Source organism: Bradyrhizobium sp. 186, from assembly GCF_023101685.1.
Lineage (GTDB): Bacteria > Pseudomonadota > Alphaproteobacteria > Rhizobiales > Xanthobacteraceae > Bradyrhizobium.
In genome coordinates, this window is record NZ_CP082164.1 from 8746459 (window position 1) to 8757999 (window position 11541).

10 protein-coding genes and 1 pseudogene are annotated in these 11541 nt (G+C 56.9%); 9 read left to right on the plus strand and 2 right to left on the minus strand.

The features are described 5' to 3' along the window. Positions 1–562 precede the first annotated feature (562 nt). Positions 563–2068 (minus strand): porin, encoded by a 1506-nt coding sequence (locus tag IVB18_RS41740; RefSeq protein ID WP_247985984.1) that lies wholly within the window; start codon positions 2066–2068, stop codon positions 563–565. 506 nt (positions 2069–2574) lie between these two features. On the opposite strand from IVB18_RS41740, the gene IVB18_RS41745 reads away from it, so the two are divergent. The 4 genes from IVB18_RS41745 (at position 2575) to IVB18_RS41760 (ending at position 6976) form a co-directional block, all read left to right on the plus strand. Further along, entirely contained in the window at positions 2575–3057 is a 483-nt protein-coding gene (locus IVB18_RS41745) for a MarR family transcriptional regulator (protein WP_247985985.1), read from the plus strand. A gap of 373 nt (positions 3058–3430) precedes the next feature. Continuing rightward, positions 3431–4477 carry an alpha/beta hydrolase gene (locus IVB18_RS41750; protein ID WP_247985986.1) on the plus strand — a complete coding sequence of 349 codons (1047 nt, stop codon included), beginning with the start codon at positions 3431–3433 and terminating at the stop codon, positions 4475–4477. 190 nt (positions 4478–4667) lie between these two features. After that, a complete protein-coding gene (locus tag IVB18_RS41755) occupies positions 4668–5378 on the plus strand; it encodes a hypothetical protein (protein WP_247985987.1) in 711 nt (236 codons plus the stop codon). 857 nt (positions 5379–6235) lie between these two features. Next, positions 6236–6976, plus strand: a complete 741-nt coding sequence (locus IVB18_RS41760; RefSeq protein ID WP_247985988.1) for a class II aldolase/adducin family protein — start codon at positions 6236–6238, stop codon at positions 6974–6976. A gap of 51 nt (positions 6977–7027) precedes the next feature. Here IVB18_RS41760 and IVB18_RS41765 read toward each other — a convergent pair whose 3' ends face one another. Next, on the minus strand, positions 7028–7375 hold the full coding sequence (locus tag IVB18_RS41765) for a phytanoyl-CoA dioxygenase family protein (RefSeq protein ID WP_247985989.1): 348 nt from the start codon (positions 7373–7375) through the stop codon (positions 7028–7030). A gap of 597 nt (positions 7376–7972) precedes the next feature. Between IVB18_RS41765 and IVB18_RS41770 the strand changes: the two genes are divergently transcribed. From IVB18_RS41770 to tnpB, 5 genes and pseudogenes are all read left to right on the plus strand, one after another. Continuing rightward, the gene (locus IVB18_RS41770) at positions 7973–8908 is read left to right on the plus strand and encodes a cyclase family protein (protein WP_247985990.1); all 936 of its coding nucleotides are present in this window, start codon (positions 7973–7975) and stop codon (positions 8906–8908) included. Positions 8909–9579: 671 nt separating this feature from the next. Then, positions 9580–10239 (plus strand): hypothetical protein, encoded by a 660-nt coding sequence (locus IVB18_RS41775; protein ID WP_247985991.1) that lies wholly within the window; start codon positions 9580–9582, stop codon positions 10237–10239. Between the two features lie 527 nt (positions 10240–10766). After that, positions 10767–11000 (plus strand): annotated as a pseudogene (locus IVB18_RS41780) (transposase); the annotation flags it as partial. After that, positions 11001–11189 (plus strand): hypothetical protein, encoded by a 189-nt coding sequence (locus tag IVB18_RS41785; RefSeq protein ID WP_247991966.1) that lies wholly within the window; start codon positions 11001–11003, stop codon positions 11187–11189. Further along, positions 11186–11539 carry an IS66 family insertion sequence element accessory protein TnpB gene (tnpB, locus tag IVB18_RS41790; RefSeq protein WP_247985992.1) on the plus strand — a complete coding sequence of 118 codons (354 nt, stop codon included), beginning with the start codon at positions 11186–11188 and terminating at the stop codon, positions 11537–11539. The genes IVB18_RS41785 and tnpB overlap by 4 nt, the downstream gene beginning before the upstream one ends. Positions 11540–11541 lie beyond the last annotated feature (2 nt).

Sequence of the window (11541 nt, forward strand, 5' to 3'; positions counted from 1 at the left end):
TAGGTGACGCCCGCCGCACGTGTCCTGCAAGACCCAAAAGATCTTAAGCGCAGCACTATAGAGAACATGACAAAGGTGAAATCCTCTAAATAAGAGATTTATCCGTCGAAATTCTGCGTTGGTGATCGAGTAGGAGCGGCCGTCACGCAGCAAGCGCGCGAGGGCAAAGCGAACTGGATGTTGGGTTGGTTCCTAGCCCCCTGTGCCGCAACTTAGAACATACTCAGCCTCTTCCGATTCCCTCCGCTCCCATAAGGCCTTCAACGTGCGCCCCCTCCCACCTGAAGCTTCACGCCCATAGCGCGATTGGCCGATCTTAGAGATCGAAGGTTGACCTAAGTTCGGCCGCTCGTTCGCGCTCAAACAAATATGCTCGTTCAATGCATCTCGGGTCCGGGAGCATGTCGTAACTGCCAAGAGTGAACGACTTCTCGAAGCAGATCAATTGAGCACACGGACGAGACTCGTCTTTTAACGAGAAAGGCCCCCGGCGGGCATGCCGGGGGCCTTCTTGGAGGTCAGCTGTCGAGCCTGTTCTTTCTCCCTTCGCTAAAGAAATGACTTAGAAATTACGCTGGGCGCGGAGCAGCAGCACCAAGCTGTTCTGGTCCTTCAGCTCATACACCGCAGCAGGTTTTGCGACGCCCGACTGAAGCGGAAGTGTAACCGTGCTTCCGCTCGCGTATTTCTGATCGAGCATCATGTACGCAAGCTCACCCGTGAACGTCAGATTGTTGACCGGGGTCCAGGACGTTTTTGTACCAACAACCGCATAGTTGAAGTCGGGATTGCAGCCGGCGATACCGCTCGATAAAGCGAGGTTCGCAACGAACGCACCGCAGATATAGCTCTTGGCTGTGTTGTTGTGCCTTACAGCAGCCCACGCTCCGAAGAGAGAGGAGTTCCAGTACGGATTCCAGTTGTGGGTATAGCCGCCGTTGAGGCCATAGGTCGTGGTCAGCTCCTGGCCGGAACCGGTGACAAACACAGAATCTGAAATGCCAGCAAGGCCCAAGCTCTGGTAAGCACCCGTGACGCTCGTACCTCCGTACATCGCGTAGGTGGTGGATAGATAATCCTGGAAGTTGTACCGGCTTGCGCCGTTTGTATACACGCCCGTCAAGTTGATCGTATCACCCGGCCCAGTCGGAAGATTCTTGATTGATAGTGCAAGCTGACCAGCCCAGCCCCATTTGTCGCCTGGATGCCCCGTCAGCTCGGTTGCACCATAATAGGCAGCATGGTTGTCATGAGCAGCGACTGATGCTTGGAAGAGACCCCACGCCTGGTCAACACGAACCATCGCGACAAGGTCGGGAGCGCGAGTACCCCCTATATCATTGGCGCCGTACGCGCCGGCCGCGACTCCCGCGGCCGTAGCACCGCTCACGTTCCAAATATTGGTGGTGTAATTCTGGACTTGATCCTGAGCTGAAATCGCGGCGGTGATTCCCTGACCGAAGTCAGCAGTGTAGGTCACCTGATTCACCCAGTCGTAGCCTCCACTGCCCGGCAATTCGAAGTTGTTCGCGGGGTATTGGGACCAAGGCGTGGAGAACTGGGAAACCGCTTTACCGAACGTGAAGCCGGCGAACTGAATAAACGCGTTATAGAGACCTAGCGAACCGCCAGCCACCTGAGAACCCGTCGACGAGGTATAAGCCGTTCCACCAGTACCCAAACCACTATAGGTGCCCGTCGTCCAAGTGAACGCCAATTCAGCATATGTGCGAACAACGCCGTACTCGGTCGCGGTACGCGTATCGATCTTCAGATCCTGGCGAGTTCGCATCGTGTAATAGTTGCTGAGCCGGTTCTGGGCACCAGCCACACCAGTGCTGGCAGCGTCGAAGTCAACGTTTGTGGCCAGCATTGTGTCAGCGCGCAGATAGCCGCCCAGCTTGATACACGTGTCCGTGCCGGGGATGTAGTAGAAGCCGGCGCCATACAGCGAGCAGATCTTTACGTACTCGATCGCCTTGGCCTTGACCGGGAGATCGGCAGCCTGCGCTCCAGCCCCCACGAACATTGCCGCTGATCCAAGGATAATACCCTTCATCACTTTCATCGATGACCCTCCAAGTTGGAAAACCGCGTTTCCGTCCTTCAAAGATCCGCTATGTCACCCTCGCCTCAAGGCTGGTGCTTGACGGAACGACTTCGAGGACCCCTCGCTGTCGAGGTGATATTTAGTTTCTATCATCAATTAGTGCAATCAATTAATTAGAGGTGCCATGCAATTGGAAACTGGATGTTGCAATTGAGCAACGTAGACAAAATCGGCGCGAAAATGCGTTAGACGACCGCCTCCGGGCCAAACAGAAAACCCTCGAGGGGCATCTCGGGGGTTCTACTTGGAGATTTAGAGCAGCGACCGGTGGTTTCGTCCTAAACGATCGCGGAACGCGATATACGCAATTAATTGTTCGCATCAATTGATAACTTGCATGGTGCCTATGTTCTATGGACGCTGTTTCAGGCAACTTGCGATGGATAGGATCGACTACAGCCTTCCCCTGAGTCGTTCGCCAACGCCTCTTCCCTCGCGACTAATGAGCAAGTGCGAAAGCAAACATGGCCGGAAAAGAACAGTTCGATCGAGCCGTTAGAGACCTGATCTGGAACCTCGTTGAGATCCACTCTCAACTCGAGGAAATACACAAGAGCTGGGCGGAGCTGTTAGGAATAACCGAACCGCAATGGCTAATCCTTATGGCCATTGACGAACTCGATGATGGTCGCGGCGTCTCGGGAATTGCGGTCGCAAACAAGCTGCGGATCCATCCCGCCTTCGTAACAAATCAAACGAAGAAGCTCGAACAGATGGAGCTCCTCGCCCGAGTGATATCGCCCGATGATGCAAGATTCCTGCAGATATCACTAACCCAAAAGGCTCGAATGGAAATGGCGAAGCTGTCAGACAAGAGACAGGCACTTAATTCCACGATGCTTGCCGGTCTTGACGAAGAGTCTTTGGACTACCTCAATAAACGACTGACATCGATTGCCAAGAATAGCCGGCTTGCACATCAAAAACTAAATCTGGGGCTATTGTAGTGTGGCCCTTGATCGAGGCCGGGACACATTGACGATCCTTGTGGTGCCCGGCCCGGAAGCACGCCCTACCGCTTAGTATTACCAGCAGGGATGCGCTGCTACAGATGGCTCCTTTGCGCAAACTGGGCCGACACTTCTGAGGTCGACGCACGCGCGCACTTGGAAATACTGCGAATTTTACCGAAAAAACGCAGAATTTCAGCGGCGCGCACCCATAGATTGGGGAGCGTCAGCTTTGATGAGCGTTAAAATCTGGAGCCGACATAAGCGGAATTTGAAGGCTGCAGTCAACGTTGACTGGCCGGGTTCAGGGCTCTCCATTGCTCAAGGTTGTAGGGTCATCTTGAGCGATTGGTCACGATCCGCACAAGGGATGAAACTGATGCTGTGCGCTGCTTGGCCTGAAGTGACGGACAACCTTGAGTCCACAAGGCGAAGTGCAGCGCTATTCCTAGATAGTTTCTCTGGACGCTACGAGCCGACCAGCCGGCGGCAGTTCGTCGCACGATGGACGAACATTGGAGATGCTCACTGCCTGTTCGGAGACCTGAATGTGGAACGGGGCGCCTTCGATGCGGCGGCGGAATCTTGGCTTTGCGCACTAACTGCATTTGAAGTTGCCAGGCGACTGGTCGAGGAAGACGATCTACAAACGGGAGACGTTTTGGCCAAACTGGAAGCTGGCATCAGCCATTTCGGATCTCTGGAGCAGAGGGTGCGGCGCGTCGAAATCGCATCTTGGGATGAACGCAAGCTGCCTGCCTACTACGTGTCGGCCGGCGGGCCCGACCCATGTGCCCCAGCAGTGATTTGCATAAGCAGGGAAGACGAAACGGGAGCGATGCTGCTAGGACGACTTCTGCCCGTGATCGCAAGCCGAGGCATGGCGGCTCTCGTTCTCGCTTACGACGACGTTCCAAGTAGTCGGCATGGACGATTAGAAGTTCTGTCTTCTTGCTTGGACTATTTGTCTACTCAGCAGGAAGTCGATGTGTCTCGAATTGGGATCTACGGTGAAGGGCTGTCGGCCGGGTTAGCAACCGACTCCGCGCTAGCTGATCGCCGCATTGCTGCGGCGGTTTGCGACGGCGGCTTGTGGAATTGGGCTCGTACCCAGGCATCCATCTCGTGGATGACGGGAACCTCTCACCTGCTGGATGATCACTTAGCTTCAGCACATCGCTCGCGATTAGCGCGACGCTTGAAATGCCCGATTCTGGTCGTTGCAGGTGGACGCAGCATCGTCAGCGTTCCGGAAGGCATCAAATTAGAATCTGACTGCACAGCGGCGCGGATCGATCTCAAGCTATTGATGCCGCCGCTAGCACCGACTCCAGGCGGTGAGTTCGAGAACTTTGCAGCCTGCGACAACGACATTTTTTCCTGGCTAGAGCAGAAGCTGGCGCACACTTCCGCTTGATAGGCGGTTGCGGGCCCCTTTGAAAGACGTCGCTAAAGCCAATCGAATGAATTACCGCACGAGATCTGGATGTTGGGTCGCCTGTAAGCCATTCGAGCTCAAAACCGGCTTGTCCAAGAAACGCAGAAATTCGGTTATACGAGGAGCTCTCTTTGCAGAATTCTGCTCTAGATTCGGTTAGGCTTATGGTATGACCTCGCACTTGGCACCACGCTCTCTCGGCATATTGCACCTCGAACGCGGGCTGGCACCCGGCGCCACTCCGCCCGCTCCGGCGCGCGGCTCAATACTGAATCCGGCGACATTCGACTTTCCGACTATTTCGGAAACCGTCGCGGGAGCTTGGGTCGAGAACGTCGTTCGTGGCGATCCGACACTCGAGCCCGCCTTCATCGCCGCGGCTCGACGACTGGTCAAACGGGGCGCGGTCGCGATAAGTTCGACCTGCGGCTTCTCTGTCCGGCATCAACCAGCAGTCGCGGCTTCGGTCGACGTGCCGGTTGTCATGTCAAGCCTGCTGCTCTTACCTGCATTGCTCCGTCAATTACCGTGGCGCGCAAAGATCGCTGTCCTGACCTATGACTCGACTTATTGCAGCGAAGATCTGCTCGGGATCGATGATCAGTCTGAGCGAGAGAGGATCGTAATCGGCGGCATCGAAGGGGGTAAGTTCTGGCACGACGAGCTGAAACGTCCGGCGCCGCCCCTGGATGTTGCTGCAATCGAAGCAGATGTCGCCAATTGCATCGCGCGTCTCCGCTCAAAGCATCCGGAGATCGCAACCATCCTGTTTGAATGCGCGGCCTTTCCAATTGTCGCTCCGGCGATCCGCCGCATTGCGAAGCTCCCAGTCTACAGCATCACGGACCTCTGCCGGCTGGCAATGGCATCGACGAACTGATATCGTTCTCGCCCGCAGGGACGTGTACGGCTTCGGGACCCAGCCTCAGTTATCAAGAAGGGCCGGTGCCGAGGCGGCGCCTATTTTACTGTCCCCCGAGATCGCTCTAACGGAAGCAGGCACCGAAAGCTGGGAGCGGCGGCGCATTCGGTAAAACTGCCAAAAGGTCTGGAAGTTGATCGCGTATTTCCATGCCCCTGGAAACGTCGAGACAGGGCTTGGCTTAGCGGCCGGAAAAAAACGGTCTCACCAGCTAAATCCGGGCGGGCAAATGCGACAGGTTATCCATGGTGAGTCGTCGCCCTTGCCCGGCTGGCGATCGGAACGATTGATGCCGCCCGCGGCGAGGCGGATCACATCAGGGTCTCGCCCGCTTTCAGTTTCGCCACAGGTCGTCAGCTGATCTCGATACCACAGCAATCATACTAATTAAAAGGGGCGTCCGCCGAGCTCGGTCACGACAGCCGATCTGACTGGACCTGAGTCGGTGCGGAGCAAAGCCAAATTGCTTCCGGATAGCGCGCTCACGACCCCACGAATTCCTTTCACGACGATCCGTGGGCCGCAATCCTAGGCATATTTGAAAGGCCTGCAGGTTCGACCTGTGAATGTTGAGCCAAGCAGTGTTGCAAGGGGGTCTACGACGTAGAAAGCGCTGGATCCCCGAGCTGCGCCTCAGACGCCATAACAGGACATCAGTCAGTGTTTGGGGGAATTTAAAATGACGCATGAAACCTGCAAATTCTCCTGCAACAAGCGGGATATCCACGACCGAACGGCATTCATCAATGAAAGTTTGGCTTTAGCCGCCGCTATGATCCCTCGCATTCCTTAACTGCGCTTGAGGAGAAGCGACCATGCCTAACGACGCCTCCCAAGAATGGGAGATCCGCTGCGATTTGGCTGCAGCCTATCGCCTGATTGCGCATTTTGGCATGGACGACTTGATTTCGACGCACTTGTCAGCGCGCCTGCCTGGCAAGACGCACCGTTTTCTGCTCAACCCTTACGGTATGATGTTCGACGAAATCACGGCCTCTAGTCTCGTTGTGGTCGATCCGAACGGGCATGCCATTCAGAAAGAGGACGAGGCCAAGATAAATAACGCCGGCTTCACGATTCACTCGGCCGTGCACATGACGCGCGATGATGCCCAGTGCGTAATTCACACGCATACCTTGGCAGGAATGGCGGTTGCTGCTCAAGAACAGGGACTGCTTCCTCTGAACCAAAAATCAATGTGCTTCTATGGCGATATAGCGTATCACAATTATGAGGGCGTAGCGCTCGATCTTGGAGAGCGCGAGCGTCTCGTCCGTGATCTCGGGACAAAGGACGTGATGATCCTCAAGCACCATGGCTTGCTCACAGTTGGCCGTACCGTTTCCGAAGCGTTCCTCAACATGTACCTTTTGGAGCAATCCTGCCGGATCCAGATCGCGGCGACGCAAGGTGGACAAAGGATCGCTCTGCCCTCTGATAAGATCGCTTCCCACACCGCGGAACAGTTTCAACGCGAGGGCTACAACGGGAACCCGCGTCCTTGGGCAGCTCTCAAGCGCCGCCTCGATCGCTTAAGTCCCGGTTACGCAACTTGACGACGTTAACGATGCGTTGATGCCTGGGAGACAGGAATTCAGATTGACACATCACGCTGCCATTCTGGCGACCCACGACTGATAGTGGCATGATCGCGACTGCGATGGCGCGTCTAGAACCAATCGGGCCGGCGGCCTATCATGTACATATCCCGAGATCAGCGCGCCGCCCTGATGTTCAAGTATCTTTTTAAGTTGGGTCGGGCCGGCATCCTCGCGTGCCCAGCCCAGGGCTTTTTCGGCTGCCGCCTGCTCGACAATGCGCTGGCGAACTTGGGCAACTTCACTCGGCGACAAGACGCCCGGAATGATGCAATAGCCATCCCAAGCGTATTTCTCCTTTGCGGCCGAGAGACTGGCTTCCGATACAGGAGCTAATTCAGGTTGTTGGCCCAACATTGCTTACGTCCTCGATCGCATTTTACTTGACCCAAATTTATCAATTTCGATGCCCGCCTTCTGAGCTTACTTTTGCGCCAGTTGACGGAATCCGGCGCGGGATGCCGGCCTGCCGCACCTTTTAGGCGGCCGGTGCCCGAGCTCCGAAAGGTAGCGGATCACAGCTGATGGAGCGTGCTTCCTTTCGAACTCGTGGATTCTGACCGGCAGTTATTCAGGTCAGTGGCGGCCGCGCTGCTCGGACCGTGTGTACGAGGACCAGGAGCATGGATTTTCTCGAGCTGTTGAGTTCTCTTTGTTGCTCAGCAATTCGCCGCCTATTGATCGCGTTCCAGGCACCTCAAGAGGCTGGCGTTGGTTGTGTGAAAAGCTGCGCATGGCTGCGATCACGTGCATATTTTCGGTATGGCCCGGGCTGATTTAGGGCGGGGAGAACCGCTGCGAGGCGGTAACATTCTCAGCCAGGAGCGGCACTTCACGCTGGCGCAGCGACCCGGGTCGAGCCGCTATATCAATGAAGAATGCCGAGCAAGCGACGAGGCAATTCACTAAATAGGCCCAAGCTGCCCATCTTCGGCAGCGAAGAAGGAACCCGCCATGCGGCCTGCGAATTTTGACCATCTTGCGGATAAACTGCGCAACTGGGGGAGATGGGGCGAAGCGGACCAGCGGGGCACACTTAACCATATCGGGCCAGAAACGTTGAAGAACGCGGCGGCCGAAGTGCGCGATGGCAAGCTTTTTAACCTCGGTCTGCGGTTTGATCGGAATGGGCCGCAGCTGGGACGCAAGCGGTTCAACCCGATGGTCTACGCGACAGACCTTTTCACTCCGATGAGCCCCGCGGCGCAAGGAGTTTGCTACTCCGATGACGTCATCCACATGCCTTTGCAATGTTCGACGCAATGGGACGCCCTCGGCCACGTTCACTACGACGGTCACCTTTATAATGGCTGCATCGCGCGCGAATGCCTTACCGAAAATGGTGCGCTGAAGATGGGCGTCAACCATCTTGCAGCCCCCGGCATCGTTTCGCGCGGGGTACTCGCCGACATTGCACGGCTGAAGGGAGTCGAGCGGCTGCCGCTCGACTATGCGATCACGGTCGATGATCTGAAGGCCGCATGCGAAAAGCAGGGCGTAAGCGTTGGCGCCGGCGACATCCTCTTGGTTCACACCGGACACATGCTTTGGTTCACCGCCGACGGAGACCGGGAGAGGTTTATGGGGATGCAACCAGGCCTCACCTATACCTGTGCAGAGTGGGCTCATGACAAATCGCTGGCTGCCGTCGCCGCCGACAATATGGCTGTGGAGATATTAGACGCTGAGGGAATGGGTTCGGAAATGCCGCTCGCCTTCCACATGCTTGCGCTGCGCGACATGGGCATGCCGCTGGGCGAGATGTTCAATCTAGAGGCGCTGGCCGCCGACTGCGCCGCCGACGGACGGTACAGCTTCCTGCTTACAGCACCGCCCCTGGAAGTTACTGGCGGCTTTGGCTCGCCCGTCAACCCGCACGCGCTGAAGTAGGCCGAGAAATGGAATTCCGGATCGAAGCTACAACTTAGTAGCGCCTTTTAGCAGCGGCGCGTGGCTCAGCGTCTTGACGATTTCGGGCTCCCGTCATGCTGAGAGACTTCACCGGTACGACCTGAGCGATCGCTATTATTCAAGAGGATTCTGCAAAAGTACTTTGATTCGCAGATTCTATGGTGGCGGCCATTTTCTCACTCTCCTCCCTGTTATGGGCTGTGAGCTCACCGTTCTGGGCGCGTCAATCGGATCTGCGTGGTCGTAAGCCGCTCATGATCGTCGGCCCTACTGGATTTACGGTTTCCATGATGCTCTGCGGCTTGGTGGTAAGCGCCGGCCTCGCCGGCTTGGCAACTCCCACAATCGTTTTCGGATGTTTCCTGGTCTGTCGTGCAATCTTCGGCCTTTTCGGCGCGGCAACCACCCCGGCCAGTCAAACCTACATCCCGCAGCGCACGTGCCGCGCTGAGCGCTCGCGATGGATGTCCAGCATCGCTGGTGCGTCCAGCCTTGGTACTGTGGTTGGCCCTGTGCTCGCGCCACTTTCATCATTGGCGTTTTTGGGTTCGCAGGACCGTTGTACGCGTTCGCCCTGATCGCAATGGCAATGCTGATCATTGTCGTGCGCCATCTCGATGAGCCACCGGTGTTTGAAAAAGCCGCTACTAGTGGCTGATAAGGGCAAACGGAAGCCACTGTGGCAATCCGACTTTGCTCCTTTCATCTGCTACGGCTTCCTGCTCTTCGTCTGCCAGAATGCGCTGGCACAGACGTTGGGTTTTCTGATCATCGACAAAACGAGCAAAGCGGTACCTGAGCTCCTATCTCCGGTCTTGCTGCGCATGGCCCAAACTCATATCGGGATTGCCATGGTCGCCGGGGCGCTCGCGAGTTTGCTTGCTCTCTGGGGCCTTATCCCAGTTTTCCGCATGACACCGAAGGCCCTCCTGCGATGGGGTGCCGGGCTAGCGTCGCTTGGCAGTCTCGTGATCGCCCTCTCGCCAGACTATGCTATCGCCATCGTCGGCTATGCCCTTGCTAATCTCGGCTTCGCCTTGGCCAGGCCAGGTTTCATCGTCAGCGCGTCCCTTTCGACGTCGATGAAAGAGCAGGCGCGCGTGGCCGGAGCTATTGGGGCGATGAGTGGTGTGAATGTACTTTTCGCGCCGTTCGCGGTGAGCCTGTATGAAGTTTTCGCTCCGGCTCCGTTTTTCCTTGAATTCGTTGTGCTCGCCGGCCTGCTCGCCTATGCCTGTTTTAGCCCAACGCTGAGCAATGTCGGCAGCCGCGTCGGGACCGAAGAGGTCAATAAGGAATCTTCGATCTAGAGATGTTGTTTTTTCAAAATCGGCTTTCCGAGCGGGACGAGGCTTCCATATGGAAGCAGATCCTGAGCTTTTGAGATAGCTGGCGCACTCCTCCCCAGAGAAGATATCGAGGAGTTCGGTCTTGGTCGAGTAGCTCGGCCATTTGGCTTTGCCCTCACAGATCCGGGCAGGCGGCTTTGACGAGTAGGCCGGTGGAATCTCACCGCCGGCCTCTCATAGATCCCAGCGTGAGACTCTCGCCTCACTGGGCTCCCATCAGGCGAACGAGCCGCGTATGCCGATCTTCCAGTGTGCGAACAACTCGGGACGTTCTCGAGATAGTCGTTCGAGAACGCGGCCGGCCTTTGCGGTGCGGCAATCAGGATGGAAGTGCGTATTGCCGCATGTAGCGATGTTCCCGATAGACCTATTGTTGCCTCATCCATTTTGCTCCCTAGCCAGAGGAGCGGTAAGCGCGAAGCCGATACCCTTGCTTCAGAATTCGAATGAACGTGCGAAGAAGCCTCCGGCTTGGACGGAGGTTTGGGATGGGATTGGACAGCAAAAAGGACGTCCATTTGGACGGCTCATCGGTAGGGCCGGTGAGCCGGCTGGAGGTCCTTGAAGGACCGTCGGGACGCCGTGTGCGTTCGGAGGCTGAGAGAGCTCGGATCGTCGCCGAGAGTCTGCTACCCGGTGCCCAGGTGTCCGAGGTGGGGCGCAAGCACGGAGCGACGTGCTGGCAGATTTACGATTGGCGACGACGCTTTCGACAGCGAGGCATGTTGGCGCCGTGCGAGGCGTCGCAGTCGACATTCGCGCCGCTGGTCGTGGAAGGCGCGTTGGAGGAGGGTCACGCTCCGGCGATCAAGCTTGAGATCGCGATCGGCGATGTCGTGCTGCGGACGGACACAGCCATAGATGGCGAGCAGCTGTGCCGGGTGATCCGCGCAGTGCGAGCGTCACGATGATCGCGGCTGGTGCCGATCTGAAGATTTACATCGCGACGCGGCCGATCGACTTCCGCTGTGGCCACGATGGGCTTGCTGCGAAGGTGCAGGAGATGCTTCGCCTCGACCCGTTCAGCGGCGCAGCCTTCGTGTTCCGATCGAAACGAGCGGACCGGATCAAGATTTTGGTCTGGGATCGAACGGGCCTGGTGTTAGTTCATAAGCGCCTCGAAGGCTGCAAGTTCGTTTGGCCAACGATCGCAGACGGCGTGATGCGCATATCGCCAGCGAGGTTCGCGGCCCTGTTCGAGGGGCTGGATTGGAGGTTGGTCCGCCCGCAAGAAGCGCGGCGTCCCCAGGCGGCTGGATAACT

Coding starts and splice junctions, on each gene's coding strand:
- IVB18_RS41740 (WP_247985984.1), bottom strand. CDS start 2,068: ATGAAAGTGATGAAGGGTATTATCCTTGGATCAGCGGCAATGTTCGTG.
- IVB18_RS41745 (WP_247985985.1), top strand. CDS start 2,575: ATGGCCGGAAAAGAACAGTTCGATCGAGCCGTTAGAGACCTGATCTGG.
- IVB18_RS41750 (WP_247985986.1), top strand. CDS start 3,431: ATGAAACTGATGCTGTGCGCTGCTTGGCCTGAAGTGACGGACAACCTT.
- IVB18_RS41755 (WP_247985987.1), top strand. CDS start 4,668: ATGACCTCGCACTTGGCACCACGCTCTCTCGGCATATTGCACCTCGAA.
- IVB18_RS41760 (WP_247985988.1), top strand. CDS start 6,236: ATGCCTAACGACGCCTCCCAAGAATGGGAGATCCGCTGCGATTTGGCT.
- IVB18_RS41765 (WP_247985989.1), bottom strand. CDS start 7,375: ATGTTGGGCCAACAACCTGAATTAGCTCCTGTATCGGAAGCCAGTCTC.
- IVB18_RS41770 (WP_247985990.1), top strand. CDS start 7,973: ATGCGGCCTGCGAATTTTGACCATCTTGCGGATAAACTGCGCAACTGG.
- IVB18_RS41785 (WP_247991966.1), top strand. CDS start 11,001: ATGTTGGCGCCGTGCGAGGCGTCGCAGTCGACATTCGCGCCGCTGGTC.
- tnpB (WP_247985992.1), top strand. CDS start 11,186: ATGATCGCGGCTGGTGCCGATCTGAAGATTTACATCGCGACGCGGCCG.